The sequence below is a fragment of the Streptomyces sp. NPDC002889 genome, from assembly GCF_042888425.1.
Classification (GTDB): domain Bacteria; phylum Actinomycetota; class Actinomycetes; order Streptomycetales; family Streptomycetaceae; genus Streptomyces.
Window position 1 is genome coordinate 71,086 of the sequence record NZ_JBIAPT010000026.1, and the last position, 17,933, is coordinate 89,018.

At 70.6% G+C, this 17,933-nt stretch carries 20 protein-coding genes and 1 pseudogene; 7 read left to right on the forward strand and 14 right to left on the reverse strand.

All coding sequences use genetic code 11. The features are described 5' to 3' along the window. The first annotated feature begins 105 nt into the window (after positions 1-105). Positions 106-1,530, forward strand: a complete 1,425-nt coding sequence (locus ACFYWI_RS31145) for a glutamate decarboxylase (RefSeq protein ID WP_389238937.1) — start codon at positions 106-108, stop codon at positions 1,528-1,530. Between the two features lie 163 nt (positions 1,531-1,693). Here the strand turns inward: ACFYWI_RS31145 and ACFYWI_RS31150 are convergent, their stop codons facing one another. The 6 genes from ACFYWI_RS31150 to ACFYWI_RS31175 form a co-directional block, all read right to left on the reverse strand. Further along, positions 1,694-2,473, reverse strand: coding sequence for an ABC transporter permease (locus tag ACFYWI_RS31150; RefSeq protein ID WP_389238939.1), 780 nt, complete (start codon positions 2,471-2,473; stop codon positions 1,694-1,696). After that, positions 2,470-3,396, reverse strand: a complete 927-nt coding sequence (locus tag ACFYWI_RS31155) for an ATP-binding cassette domain-containing protein (RefSeq protein ID WP_389238941.1) — start codon at positions 3,394-3,396, stop codon at positions 2,470-2,472. The genes ACFYWI_RS31150 and ACFYWI_RS31155 overlap by 4 nt, the downstream gene beginning before the upstream one ends. Positions 3,397-3,479: 83 nt before the next feature. Then, complete coding sequence (locus tag ACFYWI_RS31160) at positions 3,480-4,121, reverse strand: PadR family transcriptional regulator (RefSeq protein WP_389238943.1); 642 nt, start codon at positions 4,119-4,121, stop codon at positions 3,480-3,482. A 56-nt stretch (positions 4,122-4,177) separates the two neighbouring features. Beyond that, a complete protein-coding gene (locus tag ACFYWI_RS31165) occupies positions 4,178-4,729 on the reverse strand; it encodes a DinB family protein (protein ID WP_389238945.1) in 552 nt (183 codons plus the stop codon). A gap of 125 nt (positions 4,730-4,854) precedes the next feature. Continuing rightward, positions 4,855-6,312, reverse strand: coding sequence for an aldehyde dehydrogenase family protein (locus tag ACFYWI_RS31170; protein ID WP_389238947.1), 1,458 nt, complete (start codon positions 6,310-6,312; stop codon positions 4,855-4,857). A 70-nt stretch (positions 6,313-6,382) separates the two neighbouring features. Next, a complete protein-coding gene (locus ACFYWI_RS31175; protein WP_389238949.1) occupies positions 6,383-7,276 on the reverse strand; it encodes a helix-turn-helix domain-containing protein in 894 nt (297 codons plus the stop codon). 389 nt (positions 7,277-7,665) lie between these two features. On the opposite strand from ACFYWI_RS31175, the gene ACFYWI_RS31180 reads away from it, so the two are divergent. Continuing rightward, a complete protein-coding gene (locus ACFYWI_RS31180; RefSeq protein WP_389238951.1) occupies positions 7,666-8,157 on the forward strand; it encodes an ATP-binding protein in 492 nt (163 codons plus the stop codon). A gap of 68 nt (positions 8,158-8,225) precedes the next feature. Here the strand turns inward: ACFYWI_RS31180 and ACFYWI_RS31185 are convergent, their stop codons facing one another. The 5 genes and pseudogenes from ACFYWI_RS31185 to rpmG all read right to left on the reverse strand — a co-directional run bounded on the left by ACFYWI_RS31185 (position 8,226) and on the right by rpmG (position 10,240). Beyond that, on the reverse strand, positions 8,226-8,468 hold the full coding sequence (locus ACFYWI_RS31185) for a DUF397 domain-containing protein (protein WP_389238953.1): 243 nt from the start codon (positions 8,466-8,468) through the stop codon (positions 8,226-8,228). 198 nt (positions 8,469-8,666) lie between these two features. Then, positions 8,667-8,912, reverse strand: a complete 246-nt coding sequence (gene rpsR / locus ACFYWI_RS31190; RefSeq protein ID WP_389238955.1) for a 30S ribosomal protein S18 — start codon at positions 8,910-8,912, stop codon at positions 8,667-8,669. Between the two features lies 1 nt (position 8,913). Beyond that, a pseudogene (locus ACFYWI_RS31195) lies at positions 8,914-9,818 on the reverse strand (GTP-binding protein). Next, on the reverse strand, positions 9,818-10,072 hold the full coding sequence (locus ACFYWI_RS31200; RefSeq protein ID WP_389238957.1) for a type B 50S ribosomal protein L31: 255 nt from the start codon (positions 10,070-10,072) through the stop codon (positions 9,818-9,820). Before ACFYWI_RS31200 ends, ACFYWI_RS31195 begins: the two are co-directional and overlap by 1 nt. Positions 10,073-10,075: 3 nt before the next feature. Continuing rightward, the gene (gene rpmG, locus ACFYWI_RS31205; protein ID WP_389238959.1) at positions 10,076-10,240 is read right to left on the reverse strand and encodes a 50S ribosomal protein L33; all 165 of its coding nucleotides are present in this window, start codon (positions 10,238-10,240) and stop codon (positions 10,076-10,078) included. A 61-nt stretch (positions 10,241-10,301) separates the two neighbouring features. On the opposite strand from rpmG, the gene rpmB reads away from it, so the two are divergent. Beyond that, complete coding sequence (rpmB, locus tag ACFYWI_RS31210) at positions 10,302-10,538, forward strand: 50S ribosomal protein L28 (protein WP_389238961.1); 237 nt, start codon at positions 10,302-10,304, stop codon at positions 10,536-10,538. Then, entirely contained in the window at positions 10,538-10,843 is a 306-nt protein-coding gene (rpsN, locus tag ACFYWI_RS31215) for a 30S ribosomal protein S14 (RefSeq protein WP_389238963.1), read from the forward strand. Before rpmB ends, rpsN begins: the two co-directional genes overlap by 1 nt. A 184-nt stretch (positions 10,844-11,027) precedes the next feature. Here the strand turns inward: rpsN and ACFYWI_RS31220 are convergent, their stop codons facing one another. Next, the gene (locus ACFYWI_RS31220) at positions 11,028-12,155 is read right to left on the reverse strand and encodes a DUF2786 domain-containing protein (protein ID WP_389238965.1); all 1,128 of its coding nucleotides are present in this window, start codon (positions 12,153-12,155) and stop codon (positions 11,028-11,030) included. Between the two features lie 272 nt (positions 12,156-12,427). Continuing rightward, positions 12,428-13,096 (reverse strand): lipoprotein, encoded by a 669-nt coding sequence (locus ACFYWI_RS31225; protein ID WP_389238967.1) that lies wholly within the window; start codon positions 13,094-13,096, stop codon positions 12,428-12,430. Positions 13,097-13,205: 109 nt separating this feature from the next. Between ACFYWI_RS31225 and ACFYWI_RS31230 the strand changes: the two genes are divergently transcribed. Further along, positions 13,206-13,826 (forward strand): sugar O-acetyltransferase, encoded by a 621-nt coding sequence (locus tag ACFYWI_RS31230; protein ID WP_389238970.1) that lies wholly within the window; start codon positions 13,206-13,208, stop codon positions 13,824-13,826. Here ACFYWI_RS31230 and ACFYWI_RS31235 read toward each other — a convergent pair. Next, positions 13,816-14,724, reverse strand: coding sequence for an NADP-dependent oxidoreductase (locus ACFYWI_RS31235; RefSeq protein WP_389238972.1), 909 nt, complete (start codon positions 14,722-14,724; stop codon positions 13,816-13,818). The genes ACFYWI_RS31230 and ACFYWI_RS31235 overlap by 11 nt on opposite strands. A gap of 126 nt (positions 14,725-14,850) precedes the next feature. Between ACFYWI_RS31235 and ACFYWI_RS31240 the strand changes: the two genes are divergently transcribed. Beyond that, positions 14,851-16,119: a LuxR C-terminal-related transcriptional regulator gene (locus ACFYWI_RS31240; protein WP_389238974.1), complete on the forward strand. Its 1,269-nt coding sequence runs from the start codon at positions 14,851-14,853 to the stop codon at positions 16,117-16,119. A gap of 94 nt (positions 16,120-16,213) precedes the next feature. Continuing rightward, positions 16,214-17,929: a bifunctional 3'-5' exonuclease/DNA polymerase gene (locus ACFYWI_RS31245; protein ID WP_389238976.1), complete on the forward strand. Its 1,716-nt coding sequence runs from the start codon at positions 16,214-16,216 to the stop codon at positions 17,927-17,929. The last annotated feature ends 4 nt before the right edge of the window (positions 17,930-17,933 follow it).

Here is a 17,933-nt window from a genome sequence, read left to right on the forward strand (position 1 = left end):
GCGGGGCGTGGCACCCGGTCATCTGACGCGCCAATGGTCCACTTTGTCCGTATCGTCACCGTTGAAGCGGGCCAGGCGAGCCAGTAAAAGAAGGGCACCGAGGCGATGGCACTCCACAAGGGCGCGGACCGCACCGCCGAGCGCGAGCCGGAACGGCGCAAACTCTCACTCAACCCCTTCTTCGGGGAAGCCGATCCGGTCAGCGGTATGACACTGGCCCCGCCCACGCACCGGCTGCCCGACGGTCCCATGCCGCCCGCGACCGCGTATCAGCTGGTCCATGACGAGCTGATGCTCGACGGCAACTCGCGGCTGAACCTCGCGACGTTCGTCACCACCTGGATGGAGCCGCAGGCCGGGGTGCTGATGGGCGAGTGCCGGGACAAGAACATGATCGACAAGGACGAGTACCCCCGCACGGCCGAACTGGAGCGCCGTTGCGTGGCGATGCTCGCCGATCTGTGGCATGCCCCGGATCCGGCCTCCGCGGTCGGCTGCTCGACCACCGGCTCCAGCGAGGCGTGCATGCTCGCGGGGTTGGCGCTCAAACGCCGCTGGGCCCTGCGCAACGGCGAACGCTATCCCTCGACCGCCCGGCCCAACCTCGTCATGGGCATCAATGTGCAGGTCTGCTGGGAGAAGTTCTGCAACTTCTGGGAGGTGGAGGCACGGATGGTGCCCATGGAGGGCGACCGCTTCCACCTCGATCCGCAGGCGGCCGCCGATCTGTGCGACGAGAACACCATCGGTGTGGTGGCGGTGCTCGGCTCGACGTTCGACGGGTCCTACGAACCCGTCGCCGACCTCTGCGCGGCGCTGGACGCCCTCCAGGAGCGCACCGGGCTGGACATCCCCGTCCATGTGGACGGCGCATCCGGCGCGATGGTGGCACCCTTCCTCGACGAGGACCTGGTGTGGGACTTCCGGCTGCCGCGGGTCGCCTCGATCAACACCTCCGGACACAAGTACGGCCTCGTCTATCCCGGCGTCGGCTGGGCGCTGTGGCGCTCGCACGCCGAACTGCCCGAGGAGCTGGTGTTCCGGGTCAATTACCTGGGCGGCGACATGCCCACCTTCGCCCTCAACTTCTCCCGGCCCGGCGCGCAGGTGGTGGCGCAGTACTACACGTTCCTCAGGCTCGGGCGGGAGGGCTACCGGGCCGTCCAGCAGACCGCCCGGGGTGTCGCCTGCGGCCTCGCGGACCGGATCGAGAAGCTGGACGACTTCCAACTTCTCACCCGGGGCGATGAGCTGCCCGTCTTCGCGTTCACCACAGCGCCCGGCCAGAAGGCCTTCGACGTGTTCGACGTCTCCCGGAGACTGCGCGAGCAGGGCTGGCTCGTGCCCGCGTACACCTTCCCGGCGAACCGGGAAGACCTCTCCGTCCTGCGTATGGTCTGCCGCAACGGCTTCTCCGCGGATCTGGCCGACCTGCTGCTGGACGATCTGGCCGAAGTGCTTCCCGAACTGCGTCGCCAGAAAGGCCCCTTGAGCAAGGACGCCGCGACCGCAACCGCCTTCCACCACTGAGCGCCGGCGCGGCAGCGGCACGATCAGCCGTCCGGCGGCAGTGTGCAGGAACAGATACAGGTTCAGGTACAGGTACAGGTGCATGGTCTCCCCCGAGGTCCGCGTCGGCATCTTCTGCCTCCGGTACACCGCGGACCCCGGGGAGGTTCCATCCCGTCGGCAGTCAGCGGCTCAGGCGCCGGAACCGCCCTACCGCCGACGGGAAGAACACCGTGAGCAGAACCAGCGGCCACACCACCGCCAACAGCAGGGCGTGCTCCGCCGCCCAGGAACCGTCCGTCACGTCGGGGATGCCGGACAGTTCACGGACTGCGGTCGCCGTCGCCGAGATCGGGTTCCACTCCACGACCACGCCCAGCCAGCCCGGCATAGCCTCCGGTGTCGCGAAGGCGTTGGAGAGGAAGCCGACCGGCCAGACCAGGATCTGCACCGCCTGCACCAGCTCCGGCCTTCCGGCGGCCATCGCCAGCTGGATGCCGATCCACAGCATCGCGAACCGCAGCAGGAGCAGCACGCCCACTGCCCCCAGCAGCGCTTCGAAGCCGCCGTTCCAGCGCCAGCCGGTGGCGAGTCCGACGCCGATCATCACGACGAGGCCCAGCGCCGATTGCAGCATGTCCGCGGCGCTCCGCCCGATCAGCACCGCGGACGACGCCATCGGCATCGAGCGGAACCGGTCGATGACGCCCTTGTTCAGATCCTGGGTGACGGCGAGCATCGTCGCTTCCAGGCCGAAGGCCATGGTCAGCGCCAGCATGCCGGGCACCAGGAAGTCGACGTAGGCCCCCTCGACCCCGCGGCCACCGCCGACCAGATAGCCGAACATCAGCAGCAGCATCACGGGGAAGACCAGCCCGACCAGGACCTGCACCGGCTGCCGTGCCCAGTGGGCCAGTTCGCGCCGTGTCATGGTCCATGAGTCGGTCAGTACGTACGCGTTCATGCCGCCCCCTCGGTGAGATACAGGAAGACCTCGTCGAGCGTCGGCCGGCGCAGTGCGATGTCCTCCGCCTCGACCCCTGCCTCCTCCAGTGCCCGTACGGTCTCGACGAGCGCGGCCATGCGGTCGCCGGCCGGCGCACTGACCAGCCGCCGGTCGAGGTCGACGGTGGCCTCGCCCGGCAGCAGGGAGGCGACGAGGCCGAGCCGGTCCGCGTCACGCACGACGACGTCGATCCGGTCGCCGCCGGTCTTGGTCTTCAGCTCGTCCGCCGTACCGCTCGCGACGACCCGTCCGGCGTCCACCACCGAGATCCGGTCGGCCAGTTGGTCGGCCTCCTCCAGGTACTGCGTGGTCAGCAGCACGGTCGTACCGCCGCCGACCAGCGAGCGCACCGAACTCCACACCTCCGCCCGCCCGCGCGGGTCGAGCCCGGTCGTCGGCTCGTCGAGGAACAGCACCGCCGGGTCGGTGATGAGGGACGCCGCGAGGTCCAGCCGTCTGCGCATCCCGCCGCTGTACCGCTTCACCGCCTTGCGTCCCGTGTCCGCGAGAGCGAAACGCTCGAGGAGTTCGTCCGCGCGTGCCCCGGCCCGTCGCGCACCGAGGTGGTACAGCCGCCCGAACATCTCCAGGTTCTGCCGGCCGCCGAGTTCCTCGTCCACCGCCGCATGCTGCCCGAGGAGCCCGATGCGCCGCCTTACCTGGTCGGCCTCGGTCCGCACATCGTGTCCCGCGACCCTCACCACACCCTCGTCGTGCCGCAGCAGCGTCGCCATGATCCGTACGGCCGTGGTCTTGCCCGCCCCGTTCGGCCCGAGCACCGCGTGGACCGTTCCACGCGCCACTGTCAGGTCAAGTCCGTCGAGGGCGGGCCGGTCCCCGTACCGCTTCCGAGCGCCCTCGACGACGATCGCGTCCGTCATCCGTCTCCTCCAGTGCCGAAGCAGTAGTCAAACTTGACTACACACTCAAGGCTAACGCTGGATTCCCGACTGGTCAAACTTGATTAGCCGCGGTCCCCCTCATGCGGCTCCCCCGTCGCGTAGGGGTTCTCCTCACCCTCGGCCAGTACGCCGACGAACGGCTCACCCTCCCCCGCGAAGGTGTACGCCCCGCCCTCGATCCGCCGGATCAGCCCCCGGGTCCACTCGGCCCCGGTGTCCGCCGACGACACCCACATGTTCATGATCTCGCCGATGTGCCCGATCGACTCGGGCCCGTCCTGCGGGGTGTAGTACTCGGTGACCGTCGCGCGCCATTCCTCGAGGCCGCGCACCCGTTCCTTGAGCAGCGCGACGGCCTCCTCGCGTCCGAGGTCGACGATGAAGCCGATCGCCGCCGAGAGCACGTCCATCTTCTGGTCGTGCGCGGTCAGGGATGCGCGCAGGAGCGCGAAGTACTCCTTGGTGCCCTGCTCGGTGATCTCGTACTCGGTGCGCGGAGGGCCGCCGGCCGTCGACGGCGCGACCTCATGAGCATGCAGCAGTCCCTGCTTCGCCATCTGCTTGAGCGCGTGATAGATCGAACCCGGCTTGGCGTTCGACCACTCGTGGGCGCCCCAGTACTCCAGGTCGTTGCGGACCTGGTAGCCGTGCGCCCGCCCGTGCTGGCGTACGGCCCCCAGGACCAGAAGCCGGATCGCTGACATCCGCGCACCCTCCTGTTCAACTTCGACGAGGGTACGCGCGGCATACGCAAGGCGCCTTACGCCCCCCGGTCGCCACCCTGCTCCTCGGCGACCAGGTCGAACGCGCCCTTGCCGTCCAGGGACTCGCGCACGATGTCCGCGTGGCCCGCGTGCCGCCCGATCTCCTCCACCAGGTGCAGCAGCAGCCAGCGCAGGGAGACCCTGCCGTCCTTGGGAAACCACGGGGCCTCGGGCAGCGGGAACGTGTCGTCCATACTCTGCGCCGAGCGGATGAATTCCTCGGTCTCCTTGGCCACCGTGCCCCAGAAGGCCAGCAGGTCCGGGATCGTCTCGCCGTCGACCAGCCGGAAGCTGTCGGCCCAGGTCTCCTGGGTGCGCTGCCTCTCGTTCGGCAGCTGCTGCGCCATCCGCAGCCAGTTGAGCTCCGTCTCGGCGACATGCTTGAGCAGCCCGGACAGCGACAGTTCGCTGGCGCTCGGGCGGCTCGCGGCCTGCTCCTCGGTCAGACCGAGGACCGAGCGGCGGATCGCGCCGCGCTGTGCCTCGACAAAGTTCAGCAGCGCGCCGCGCTCGTCGCCCTGAGCCTCTGCGGGAACGTGAGTGACCATGCTGTGTCCGCCTTCCGGTCCTTCGGAGAGCCTGTCCGCCCTCCCTCCGACAACACCAACGCTACGGGCCCTTGCGGACAACCTCTGTCCGCAAGGACCCGTGGGCAGAAAGACTTCCGAGAACGTCAGAACGGGAACTGCGAGCGCCCGTGCTGCACCGAGATCCACTTCTGGGTGGTGAACGCGTCGACCATCGAGTCGCCGTTCAGCCGCCCGATACCCGAGTGCTTCTCGCCGCCGAACGGGACGATCGGCTCGTCGTGGACCGTGCCGTCGTTGATATGGATCATGCCGGTGTCGATCCGCTTGGCGAGCCGCACCCCTCGCTCCACATCGCCCGTGTGCACCGCGCCGCTCAGGCCGTAGGGCGTGTCGTTGGCGATGCGGACCGCCTCGTCCTCCCCGTCGAACGCAATGATCAGCGCCACCGGGCCGAAGATCTCCTGCGACAGGACGGGCGAGTCCGCCGGCAGCCCGGTCAGCACGGAGGGGGACACGAGGTTGCCCTCGGCAGTACCGCGCAGCAGCACCGTCGCGCCGGCCTCGACAGTCTGGTCGACGACCGAGGAAACCGCCTCGGCCTGCGAGGAGTTGATGAGCGGCCCGATGTGGGTCTGCGGGTCGGCCGGGTCACCGACCTTGAGCGTCTTGACCTTGGCGACGAACTTCTCGGTGAACTCCTTCTCCACCGAGCGGTCCACCAGGATGCGGTTGGCGGCCATGCACACCTGGCCCTGGTGCACGTACCTGCTGAAGACCGCCGCGTCGACCGCGTAGTCCACGTCGGCGTCGTCGAGCACGATCAGCGCGCTGTTGCCGCCGAGTTCGAGGATGGCGTGCTTGAAGTTCGCGGCACAGACGGTCGCGACATGGCGGCCCACCCGATCGGAACCGGTGAACGAGATGGCCTTGGGGACCGGGTGCTCGATGAGCGCGTCACCGATCTCGGCTATGTCCGTGATCACGACATTCAGCAGGCCGGCGGGCAGGCCCGCGTCCTCGAAGACCTTGGCCACCAGGGAGCCGCCGCAGATCGGCGTGTTCTGATGCGGCTTGAGGACCACGGCGTTGCCGAGCGCCAGCGCCGGAGCGACCGACTTGATCGACAGCAGGAAGGGGAAGTTGAACGGGCTGATGACGCCCACCACGCCCACGGGTACGCGATAGACCCGGTTCTCCTTGCCGTCGACCGGCGACGGCAGGATCCTGCCCTCGGGCCGCAGCGCCAGGTGGATCGCCTCGCGCAGGAACTCCTTGGCGAGGTGCAGTTCGAAGCCCGCCTTCAGATGCGTGCCGCCGAGTTCCGCGATGATCGTCTCGGCGATCTCCTGCTCACGGTCCTCGATGATCCGCAGCGCGCGCTCGAACACCAGCCTGCGGGTGTACGGGTTGGTCGCCGCCCACTTCCGCTGTGCGCGCTCCGCCGCCCGGTAGGCCTGGTTCACCTCGTCCGCCGTCGCCACGGGGATCGAGGCCAGCTTCTCCCCGTCGTACGGGTTGAAGTCGATGATGTCCCAGGAGCCGCTGCCGGGCCTCCATTCGCCATCTATGTACTGGTGGGCCAGGTCGGTGAAGAAGGACATGTGATCCCTTACTCCGGAGACGAAAGCACGGAAGTCAGCGGTTCTGATGTTGCGTCATCGTACTTGTGTTTCATGTGAGTTGAAGGAGACCTCGAAGGAGGTCCCGGCTCGCGGCCGGATCCGGACTGTCCTCCTGGAGGCGCTCCATGACCCGCTCGTACTGGGCGACCTCCTCGCGCTTGTCGAGGTAGAGGGCGCTGGTCAGCTGCTCGAGATAGACGAGGTCGGACAGGTCCGACTCCGGGAAGCGCAGCATCGTGAACGCGCCACTCTCGCCCGCGTGCCCGCCGAAGCCGAACGGCATCACCTGCAGCGTGATGTTCGGCTGCTCGGAGACCTCGATCAGATGCCGCAGCTGCTCCTGCATCACGGCCCGGTCGCCGTACGGGCGGCGCAGCGCGGCCTCGTCGAGCACGGCGTGCAAGCGGGGCGACCGTTCGGAGACAAGGGTCTTCTGCCGTTCGAGGCGCAGCGCGACCCGGCGGTCGATCTCGGCCCGGGGCGCATCGGGCATACCGCGGGCGACGACGGCGTGGGCGTACGACTCCGTCTGCAGCAGACCGTGCACGAACTGGACTTCGTAGATCCTGATGAGCGAAGCGGCACCCTCGAGACCGATGTACGTCTGGAACCAGCCGGGCAGCACATCGCCGAAGCTGTGCCACCAGCCGGCGACGTTGGCTTCCTTGACGAGGCCGAGCAGGGCCTCCCGCTCGATGTCGTCAGCCACTCCGTAGAGGGTGAGCAGATCCTCGATGTCCCGCGCCTTGAAGCTCACGCGTCCCAACTCCATGCGACTGATCTTGGATTCGGACGCGCGGATGGAGTATCCGGCGGCCTCCCGGGTGATGCCTCTCGATTCACGCAGCCTTCTGAGCTGCGAGCCCAACAGGATGCGCCGCACCACAGAACCTCCGCCCGGGCCGTCACCCCGGGGGTATCCCCACGACTCGCCTGCCGTCACGACCCCAACCCTCCCCATCGCCGCCTCGTCGATGTGACTCGATGTGCTCGATGACTCGTTGTGCTCACGGTGATGTGCTCACTGCGTTCGTTGTGCTGCCCGACTCGACTGTCTCGCGAGGTCCCCCCGAACCCCAAGAGCCGGATTCTGCCACCAAAACGCTTCACCCCGTACTCATTCGGTTACGGAAACGGCAACGGAAGTGGGCGCAGGGCGAAAGAGTTGCGCGGAAGAAATGAGCAAGAACCGGCACGGTCATGGACAGGTCAGGCGCGTGCACGTGCATCTGCCCTTGCATCTGCCCTACGCATTCGGAACCATGGTCCTCGCGCACCTGCGTGCTCGTTCGTGTTGTAGCGTCACAGCCGCGATTCCCGGGAGTGCCTCGCATGGGGACGAATGGATCGACCATGCTCGAGCCGTTACGGCAGGGGCTTCCGCCGATCGATCCCTCCGCCGTCTCCAGCTCCGCCTCCTGCGCCCTGCCCGCCCGCTACGAAGCGGTACGCGGAGCACGCACGTTCACCAAGGCAACGCTCGGCCAGTGGGAACTCGACGACCGCTTCGACGATGTGGCGCTGGTCGTCTCCGAACTCGTCACCAACGCACTGCGGCACGCCCTGCCCGCCGACACGGCGCGCGAGCCGGCCCAGGAACCTCCGGTCCGGCTGCATCTGATGCACTGGACGAGCCGGCTGGTGTGCGCGGTCCGCGACCCCAGCCAGGACAGCCCGGCGGCACGCGAGAGCGGCGAGGACTTCTCGGCGGAATCGGGCCGCGGCCTGTTCCTGGTCGACTCCTTCAGCGACGGCTGGGGCTGGCACCCGCTGGCCGGGTCGCTGCACGGCAAAGTGGTCTGGGCGCTGTTCCGCCTGGGCTGATACGTGTGCCCCGGCCATGTACCGCACGGCCGGGGGCACTCGGCCGTGCGGCGCACGCCCCCGGCCCGTCAGGCTCCCGCGATCAGATGGTCGAACTCCCCGTCCTTGACGCCCAGAAGCAACGCTTCTATCTCCGCGGGCGTATAGACGAGTGCGGGGCCGTCGGGGTGCCGCGAGTTGCGCATCGCCACGTCGCCGCCGGGCAGCTTGGCGAACTCCACACAGGATCCCTGTGAGTTGCTGTGCCTGCTCTTCTGCCAGACGACCCCCTGAAGCTTCGTGGCCGCCATGCCGTTGTACACGTGGTGCACAAGTCGCTCCCGGGATGCAAGGTGCAGGTGTCAACTATCCCGGATCATAGCTCTGTTCACATGCCGGCGCATGAGCGACTGCACGGGCAGATGCACGTGCACGTGAGGGGGTCCTACGATTACAGGCACGTCCTCGAGTGCCCCTCGTGGAGAAGGACGTATCTCACCGCCGATCGGCTCAGTCCCCCGTCCCGTGGGTCAGCGGGCGGACGAGGAAAAGGGCAGCAGCGCCATCTCCCGGGCGTTCTTGATCGCACGGGCCAGCCGCCGCTGCTGCTGCGCACCGACGCGGGTCACCCGGCGGCTGCGGATCTTGCCGCGGTCCGAAATGAACCTCCGCAGCAGATCGGTGTCCTTGTAGTCCACGTAGGTGATGCCCGCCTGATCCAGCGGGTTGGGACGGGGGGCGGGCTGCTTGCGCACGATGGCGCGGCGGGGGGACATGTCAGACCTCCAGGAGGGAGTCGAAGGCGGATGGCAGCCGCTTCCAGGCCTCTCGGCCCGCGGCGTACTCGTCATCGGTCAACACGCAGGATTCGAGAAGCTGTTCAAGGCCGTCGCGGTCGAGACCGGGTGAGACGAATACCAGGTGCTGGCAGCGGTCCCCGTGGTCGGCGTGCCAGTCCAGCGCGGCCGCCGCCCTGCGTATCGGGGGCACCATCTCCCAGGCGGCGTCCGGCAGCGAGGCGAGCCAGGGGCCCGCGCTCTCCACACACAGCGCGCCGCCCGCCGCGTCCCACGCCAGCAGGGTGTCCGGCCGGTCGGCGAGCCAGGGGCCGTCGGGTGCAGCTGGGTCAGCAGCGCGTGGTCCTCCTCGTCCGCCTCTTCGCTCTCGACGACCGCGAGCACCGGCGCGTACTCCAGCTGACGCGCCCAGGTGTCCGCGATCGTGCGCTGGTCCGATGCGGCGGCCGCGAGACCGGCTTCGGCGAGATCGTCGCCGTTGCCGAGATACGGCAGCACCAGCGCCGGATCGACAGCCGTCATGACCGCGGTGACCACGAGGGACTCGCCGCCGTGTGCCGCGATGACCTCGGCCATCGCCTTGGGCGCGACCGAGTCCCACAGTTCGACGACGGCGAGGCGGGTGGCCCCGCCCTCCGCGAGCCGTTCCAGCTCGGGCACCAGGTCCTCACGCAGCGCGCAGCACGCGCAGTCGTTGACGAGCGCAGTCTCGCCGGTGTCGCGGACACCGGCGCGGTCGCGGACGGTACGCACCACTGTGCCGCCCGGCGCGGTCGAGAGGTCGTGATGGAGGGCGACGCTGCCCGGAACGGCGGCGAGCAGCCGATCCACCGCGGCCTTGCGGGCGTCGGCGTGCAGACCGCCGACGAGGGCGACCGGCAGCATCAGCGGACCTCGCGCCCGGCGTACGGCCGCTCGAAGCGCTCCACGCGGCCGGCCGTGTCCAGTACCCGAGCCGTGCCGGTGCAGAAGGGGTGGCTCGCCGGGGAGATCTCCACGTCGATGACGGGACAGGTGTTGCCGTCCTCCCACTCGACCGTCTTCCCGCTCGTGGAGGTCGAGCCGGTGAGGAAGGCGAAGCCGGCCGCCTTGTCGCGGAAGACGACGGGGCCGTACGGGGGGTGGATCGAGGGCTTCATCGCTCAGCGCTCCTCTCGGAAGTCGACGTGACGGCCGACGACGGGGTCGTACTTGCGCAGCGTCAGCCGATCGGGGTCGTTTCGGCGGTTCTTGCGGGTGACGTAGGTGTAGCCGGTGCCCGCGGTGGAGCGGAGCTTGATGACCGGGCGGATGTCGGTGCGAGCCATGCGGGTAGTATATGGAAACGATTCCCATTACCAAATTGGCTCCTACGAGAGGTGCATCACCGTGTCCGCGCACTGCATGCTGACCGGCGCCCAGCCGGGCTTCGGCAACCAGATCTCCCACTCGCACCGGCGCAGTTCCCGCCGCTTCGACCCCAACATCCAGCGCAAGCGCTACTGGCTCCCCGGTGAGGGCCGCCACGTCCGGCTCACCCTCAGTGCCCGCGCGATCAAGACCGTCGACACCATCGGCATCGAAGCGGCCGTCGCCCGGATCCGCGCCCGCGGGGTGAAGGTCTGATGGCCAGGAAGAGCAAGATCGTCCGCAACGAGCGGCGCAGGGCCGTGATCGATCGATTCGCCGCGCGGCGGGCCGAGTTGAAGGAGATCCTCCACATGCCGGGCACACCCGAGGCGGAACGGCAGGCCGCACAGGCCGAGTTGCGTCGCCAGCCGCGTGACGCGAGCGCCACGCGCGTGCGCAACCGCGACGGCGTGGACGGCCGGCCCCGAGGGCATCTGCGGAAGTTCGGGCTGTCCAGGGTGCGCGTACGCGAGCAGGCACACGCCGGGTTCCTCCCCGGAGTGCGCAAGTCGTCCTGGTAGGACCCTGCGACGCGGTCGAGCTCCAGCACTGCGGGGAGCCTGAGCGTGCCCGCGGGCCCTGGTCGTGCACGGTCGGCGGTCCTGCTCCGGCCCGGGTCCACAAGCCGACACCTCACCGGGCGCAGGCACGGCGCCGTCCCGGGCACAGACCCGACGCCGTTCCGGGCGCCGGGACCGGCCCGCCTCAGGGGGTCAGTCTGTCGCGGCGCGGCGTCACCTGGGCCTGGTCCGCCGCCGCCGTGCCGTCCTGCCAGCCGCCGAGGTCGGTGACGCCGCGGACCCGGGTGGCCGTCGTCCGCGGGAACATCCGGTCCGTTTGGTCGGCGACGGCCACATCGCGCGAGGCAAGGACCGGCAGCATGTCCTCGGTCACCACCTCGTCGGCCACCGCCGCGAGATGCTCGCCGAGCCGGGTCGCGTACGCCATCAGGAACGACTGACGGAAGGTCTTCGTACGTTTGCGGCCGCCCGCGCGCTGTGCGGCCTCCGCCCGCGTCATCGCCGTGGTGCCCTGCACCAGCAGCGAGGTGTACAGCATCTCGACCGACTCCAGGTCGCCCTCGAAGCCCACGACCGTCGAGAAGCCGAAGGCGCTGTTCCACACGGCACGGCAGCGGTTCGCGGAGGCGACGGCGTCGAGAAGGATCGCCTTGGCCGTCTCGTACGGGGCGTCCACGCCGATCCGGCACGCGGACGGGGTGTCAGGGCCATGGGTGCGCGCCGCCAGCAGCGCGTCGTCGATGCTGTGACGCGCCATCAGCTCCTGCGCCTTCGCCGTCAGCGCCTCCGCCTCCTCCGGGTAGCCGGTCGCCTCCGCCTTCGCCAGCAGCGCGCGGATACGGGAGAGCATGCGCGGCTCGTGCGGCGAGGGAATGGAGAGCGGGGCGGCGCCCGGTGGCGGGTCGACCGGTTCGATCCGCGGGAGGCGGAGCAGCAGGCGGTAGAGCTCCAGCACGGCGGTAGCGTAGGAGAAACGGTCCGCCCGGTAGGGGGCGAGGCCCGCCAGCTCGGCGAGCTGCGCCTTCCAGCGCGGTGCGAGACGGCTCCCGTAGCGCTGCGACTCGCCCGTGATCAGTTCCGCCGCCAGCCGCTCATGAGGCTCGTCGAGGTCACGGCGCACAAGGCGCACGACATCGGCCGGCTGCCAGCCGCCCTCCCAGGCCCGGCGGACGTACTCCTCGCCGCGCAGCCGCAGCTCGCCGTCGGCGGCCGGGTCGGCGGCCAGCAGGGACGCGCCCGTGTCGAGCCCTTCGTCGCCGTCCGCGTACAGCGCGGCGGCGAGCGCCTTCCCGACCGTGTCCACGCTGCTCACACCTCAGATCGTCCCACGGGGCAAGGACCGCCCTGCCTCGTGGGACACCCTCCGGTGGCTGTTATCAGCACATCGCGGAACGGGGAGCCTGGGGCACGACCACCACCGCCTTGCGGCTCATCGCACTCCGCTGCGGGTCTTCACCCAGCATCAGGGCGCCTTCGTCGTGCACGGTGATCGCGGGCCCGGCGGGGCGACTCACTGCCCGGGCCGCGTCGTCGAACGTGCGCGGCCGCGCCCCGGGGGGCGCAGGCCACGCGCCCCGCACATGCTCAGGAGCCGCTCATGGACTTCTTGGCCAGCTCGTACGCCGGGAGCATCTGCTCGTGCTCCTGTGTGTCCAGCCCGCCGAGGTGCAGGAGGACCACACCCTTCGGCGTGGTGAAGGCCAGGGCCCGCTCCTTCTTGGGCGCATCCAGCGCATCATCGGTGTTCAGATAGCTGACCTCGGCCGCGGCGAACTCGCCCGCCTTCGTCTCGCCGTACTTCTCCTGCTCACGGCTCTTCGACTCCGCCGCCACGAACGCCTCGAGCGCCTTGCGCGCGTCGTCGCCCCGCTTGCCGCCGGTCCACACACGCATGAAGCCGATGTTTCCCGCGGGCTTCGCGTCGATCTCGCAGACGAGGGTGACCGGGCCCTGCTTGAGCGCGCCCAGCGCGGTGTCGACGGCCTCGGGCTCCCAGGAGGCGGCGAGGTCGAAGGTGACGGGCAGGGCGCACGGCGAACCGGAACCGCCGACCGAACCGCCCTTCTCGGCGCCCTGCGCACCGCCGGCCTTGCCCCCCTCGGCGTCGTCACCGCCCTTGGCGCTCGCGGTCCTGCCCGCGGGCCGGGCCGCCTCCGGCTCGGCCGAGCAGCCGGCCACCGTCCCGAGCAGCAACGCCGCCGGAACAACTCCGAGGCCCACGCCTCTCACCAGACCTCGCATCGCACTGCGCATTGCTGGATCCCCACCCCTGTGAATTTCGTGATCGCGTCGAGCCGCGCGCTGTCGCTCAGGCCCGGAAACGCTCAATCCTAGGGAGACCGACGAACAGGGAGAACACCGGATGGGCGTGAACAAGGACCGGATGCTGGCCGGCGAGTGGTACCTCCCCGACGACCCCGAACTCGCGGCGGACAACGAGCGGCGCTTCGAACTGTGCGCCGCGTACAACGCGGGCGGCGGCGCGGATCCCGCCGCCCGCGACAGGATCCTCGCCGAGCTGCTCGGTTCCCTGGGGAAGGGCGTACGCATCAGGCCGCCGTTCCAGTGCGACTACGGCCGGTACATCAGCATCGGCGACCGTACGTTCGTCAACTTCGGTGCGGTCTTCCTGGACGCCGCGCCCATCACGATCGGGGCCGACGTGCAGATCGGGCCGAACGTCCAGCTCCTCACCCCCGTCCATGAGCTGGACACCGAGCGCCGCCGGGCGGGCTGGGAGCGAGCGGTCCCGGTGACGATCGGCGACAACGTATGGCTGGGCGGCGGCGTGATCGTCTGCCCCGGGGTCACGATCGGCGAGGACAGCGTCGTCGGCGCGGGGGCGGTGGTCACCAGGGACCTGCCGGCCGGGGTGCTCGCCGTCGGCAACCCGGCCCGCGTCGTCCGTACGCTCGGCTCCCCCGGCACGGCCTCCGGCGCGGCACCCGGCCCCGCCGCGGGCACGGACCCCGTCACGGAATGAGCACGAGCTTTCCTCGCGCATGACCGGTCTCGCTCAGTGCCTGCACCTTCGCGGCGTCCCGCAGCGGGTGGATCCCGTCGATACGGATCCGCAGCCTGCCCGCCGCCGCCAGCCGGGCGTGCTCCGCCAAAGCGACCTCGGGACGCTCCGTGCCGCCCGCCGAGAACGTCACCCCGTGCGCGGCCGCGTCCGGGTCGGCGATGGTGACGATCCGCTCGGCCGTCCCGCCGCGCAGCGCGACGGAGTCCGGCAGCACGCCCCGGCCCACCGCGTCGAAGACGGCGTCGACGCCCTCGGGCGCCGACTCCCGGACCCGTGCGATCAGCCCGTCCCCGTAGGCGACCGGGATCGCGCCCAGCTCGCGCAGATGGTCGTGGTTGCCGGGCGACGATGTACCGATCACGCGGACACCGGCCGCCACGGCGAGCTGGACCGCGGCCGTGCCGACCGCACCCGCGGCACCGTGCAGCAGCAGGGTCTCGCCCGCGCGCACCCCGAGCAGGCCGAGGACCCGCTGCGCGGTCTCGGTCGCGACCGGCAGCGCCGCGGCGTCCGCCCAGTCGAGTCCGGGCGGCTTGGGGGCGAACACCTCGGCCAGCGCGTACTGGGCGTACGAGCCGGTGACGGGCCAGCCGAGGACCTCGTCGCCGACGGCCGTGCCGGTCACCCCTTCGCCGACCTCGTCGACGATCCCGGCGAACTCCAGGCCGGGCGTCGCGGGCAACGGGGTCGGGAACTGCCCCTCCAGCCAGCCGTTGCGGATCTTGTGGTCGAGTTGGTTGACCCCCGTCGCCCGGACCCGGACCCGCACCTGGCCGGGTCCCGCGTGCGGCTCCTCGATCTCGGTGAATCGCAGCACTTCGGGTCCGCCGAACTCTTCGAAGACGATCGCTTCCATGTCTGGCTCCTTCCGCCACGATCAACCCTCGTCTTCCGCGGGCACCGATCCCGCCCGCCTTCCGGACAGTTGCACCTGGCCGAACGGACAGCCGCCGACAGGGGCAGGCGCCGTACGCTGGCGGACATGGAGCTCACGGGATCCACACACGCCGCGCCCGCGCTGGCCGCAGCCCATGACGTGATCCGACAGCCGCTGGGCGGGGTCCTGCCGCGGCTCTCGGCGACACTGGCCGCGCTCGTCCCCCACCTTGCCGTGGCCGAACGCTCCACGCACTGCGCGCACTCCCCGTTCAAGACCCACAGCGCCTCCGGGAACGCTGTCGGGCGGATCACCGCCGCCGAGCTGGACCCGCTCACCGTTTCCGTGCCCGCGGGCCGACCCTGGCAGGGCACCGCCAGGATCGGCGGGGCCGACCGCCCGGTGCTCGCGGTGGCCAGCGACGCGACCGAGCGGGGAGCGCTGCTGGTCCTCGTGCGCAGCGACGACTCGCCGCTCGCCGAGACCGACAGCGCCGTCGTCCAGGCCCTGTGGGACCTGGTGACCAGCCACTTCGACCGGCTCGTCACCGAGGCGGTCCCGTCCACTCTGGCCCGTTCACGGGCCTCGGCCGGCGAGCGGGCCCGGGTGATCGCCGAGCTGACCGAGTACCACGCGACCGCCCTGTCCGGACTGCTGGGTGTGCTGCGCAGCCGGAAGCTGGACGACGCCGCCGCCCGCGCCGCCGCCGTCGACCTGGCGGTCACCGCCCTGGTGGACCTGCGTGCCGAGACCGAACGGGACCAGGCCGTCTCCGAGGAGCCGGCCGCCGAGGCCTTCGCCCGGCTCGCCGACTCGCTGCGGCCGCTGGTGCGCCACAGCCCGGTCCGACTGGAGCTGGGCGCGCCCGAATCCGCCCGGCCGCTGGCAGCGGATGTGGCACATGCGGCCCGCGCGGTCGTACGGGCCGTGCTGCTGACGTCCCTGGAGCAGGACGCGGTGAACCGAATCCATGTCAGCTGGTCGCTGACCGACAGCGAACTGCGTGCGACCGTACGGGACGACGGCCCCGGCCGGGTCTCGATGTGCACGCTGGGCCCGCAGCGGGTCGGTGAGCGGCTGGAGGCGCTGGGTGGCCGGCTGGACGTGGACGCGGTGCCGGGCTGGGGTACGACGGTCACGGCGACGTTCCCGCTGGGCGCGCCGCAGGCCGCTGCCGCCGATCCGCTGGCGCCGCTGGGGGACCGGGAACTCGAGGTCCTCACGCATCTCGCCCGTGGCCACCGCAACCGGGTGATCGCGCAGGAGCTGCACATCAGCGAGTCGACGGTGAAGTTCCATGTCGCGAACATCCTGACCAAGCTGGGTGTCGCCTCCCGCGGCGAGGCCTCGGCGCTGTTCCACCAGGTGGCATAGCGGCGGCAGGTGGCACAGCGGCGGCCGCGGTGGCGCGGCATCCGCGGGGTGGCATCGCGCCGGGTTGTCGGTGCCGCCTGCCAGACTCGCACCCATGAGCGAACGGTGGGCTCTGGCGGCGGCGGAAGGGGACGGAGCACGGCTCGTTCCCCTCGGCCCTGACGGCCTGCCCGCGGGACCCGTTCTGGCGGAGCCCGATCTCGTCGAGGCGGTCCGCTCCCGGCCGCAGGTGGGCCGCTGGGTGTGGCGTTCCACAACCGAGGTCTATCCCCGGCTGCTGGCCGCGGGAGTCCGGGTCGAGCGGTGTTACGACATCGAGGACGCGGAACTGCTCCTGCTCGGTCACGAGGGCCGGCTCGGCGAGCCCCGGTCGGCGGCCGCGGCCTTCGCGCGCCTGCACCACGCCCCCGTACCGCCCGATCAGCCGTTGGGGTACCACCCGCGCCGGAGGCTGCGGGGGAGGGCCGCGGAGCCCGGGTCGCAGTCGTCGCTGTTCGAGCCACAGCCCGTCGCCGTGCCGCTTCAGGCACTGCTGGAGGTGTACGCCGATCAGCAGCGAAGACACGACACCGCGGAGCACCCCGGGCGGATGCGCCTGCTGACGGCCGCCGAGTCCGCGGGGATGCTGGTGGCCGCCGAGATGAACCTCGCGGGCCTGCCGTGGCGGGCGGATGTGCATCGCGAGGTACTGCACGAGCTGCTCGGCGAGCGATACGCGGGCGGGGGCGAGCCGCGCCGGCTCGCGGAGCTCGCGGACGAGGTGTCGGCGGCCTTCGGACGACGGGTGCGTCCCGATCTTCCGGCGGATGTGGTGAAGGCGTTCGCCCAGGCCGGGATCAGGGTGAGGTCGACCCGCCGCTGGGAGCTCGAAGAGCTCGACCATCCGGCGGTGGAGCCGTTGGTCCGGTACAAGAAGCTGTACCGCATCTGGACGGCACACGGCTGGAGCTGGCTGCAGGACTGGGTGCGCGACGGCCGCTTCCGGCCCGGGTATGTGCCCGGCGGCACGGTCTCGGGCCGCTGGACGACCAACGGGGGCGGGGCACTTCAGATCCCGAAGGTGATCCGGCGTGCCGTCGTCGCCGACGACGGCTGGCGGCTGGTGGTCGCCGACGCCGACCAGATGGAGCCACGGGTGCTGGCCGCGATCTCCCGCGATCCGGGCCTGATGGAGGTGGCCGGTCACGAGGGCGATCTGTACTCCGCCCTGTCCGACCGGGCCTTCTCCGGCGACCGCGACCACGCCAAGATCGCCCTGCTGGGCGCGATCTACGGCCAGACCTCGGGCGACGGCCTGAAGAACCTGGCCGCGCTGCGCCGCAGATTCCCGCGGGCCGTCGCGTACGTCGACGACGCGGCCAAGGCCGGTGAGGAGGGCAGGCTCGTACGGACCTGGCTGGGGCGCACGAGTCCCCGCGCGGCCGGCGCGGGGGACGACGGGGAGGCGGGCATCCCGCAGGAGAGCGAGGAACAACCTCCGGAGGAAGGCGAGTTCACGCCCGGCTACGCATCGACGAACGCCCGCGCCCGGGGCCGCTTCACCCGGAACTTCGTGGTGCAGGGCAGCGCCGCGGACTGGGCGCTGCTGATGCTCGCCGCACTGCGGCAGGAGCTGGCCGGTATGCGCGCGGAGCTGGTGTTCTTCCAGCACGACGAGGTGATCGTGCACTGCCCCGCCGAGGAGGCCGCGGACGTGACGAAGGCGATCCGCGCGGCCGGTGAGCTGGCCGGGCGTATCGCCTTCGGACGGACGCCGGTGCGCTTTCCGTTCACCATCGCGGTGGTGGAGCGCTACTCCGACGCGAAGTAGCACT

Bases quoted from the DNA above. Each gene is read 5' to 3' on its own strand.
- rpmG (WP_389238959.1), bottom strand. From the start codon at position 10,240: ATGGCTCGCACCGACATCCGCCCGGTCATCAAGCTCCGCTCCACCGCG.
- ACFYWI_RS31160 (WP_389238943.1), bottom strand. From the start codon at position 4,121: ATGTCAGCGATCCGGCTTCTGGTCCTGGGGGCCGTACGCCAGCACGGG.
- ACFYWI_RS31230 (WP_389238970.1), top strand. From the start codon at position 13,206: ATGGGCGTGAACAAGGACCGGATGCTGGCCGGCGAGTGGTACCTCCCC.
- ACFYWI_RS31165 (WP_389238945.1), bottom strand. From the start codon at position 4,729: ATGGTCACTCACGTTCCCGCAGAGGCTCAGGGCGACGAGCGCGGCGCG.
- ACFYWI_RS31150 (WP_389238939.1), bottom strand. From the start codon at position 2,473: ATGAACGCGTACGTACTGACCGACTCATGGACCATGACACGGCGCGAA.
- rpsN (WP_389238963.1), top strand. From the start codon at position 10,538: ATGGCCAGGAAGAGCAAGATCGTCCGCAACGAGCGGCGCAGGGCCGTG.
- ACFYWI_RS31145 (WP_389238937.1), top strand. From the start codon at position 106: ATGGCACTCCACAAGGGCGCGGACCGCACCGCCGAGCGCGAGCCGGAA.
- ACFYWI_RS31245 (WP_389238976.1), top strand. From the start codon at position 16,214: ATGAGCGAACGGTGGGCTCTGGCGGCGGCGGAAGGGGACGGAGCACGG.
- ACFYWI_RS31240 (WP_389238974.1), top strand. From the start codon at position 14,851: ATGGAGCTCACGGGATCCACACACGCCGCGCCCGCGCTGGCCGCAGCC.
- rpsR (WP_389238955.1), bottom strand. From the start codon at position 8,912: ATGTCCCCCCGCCGCGCCATCGTGCGCAAGCAGCCCGCCCCCCGTCCC.
- ACFYWI_RS31155 (WP_389238941.1), bottom strand. From the start codon at position 3,396: ATGACGGACGCGATCGTCGTCGAGGGCGCTCGGAAGCGGTACGGGGAC.
- ACFYWI_RS31200 (WP_389238957.1), bottom strand. From the start codon at position 10,072: ATGAAGCCCTCGATCCACCCCCCGTACGGCCCCGTCGTCTTCCGCGAC.
- ACFYWI_RS31225 (WP_389238967.1), bottom strand. From the start codon at position 13,096: ATGCGCAGTGCGATGCGAGGTCTGGTGAGAGGCGTGGGCCTCGGAGTT.
- ACFYWI_RS31180 (WP_389238951.1), top strand. From the start codon at position 7,666: ATGGGGACGAATGGATCGACCATGCTCGAGCCGTTACGGCAGGGGCTT.
- ACFYWI_RS31235 (WP_389238972.1), bottom strand. From the start codon at position 14,724: ATGGAAGCGATCGTCTTCGAAGAGTTCGGCGGACCCGAAGTGCTGCGA.
- ACFYWI_RS31170 (WP_389238947.1), bottom strand. From the start codon at position 6,312: ATGTCCTTCTTCACCGACCTGGCCCACCAGTACATAGATGGCGAATGG.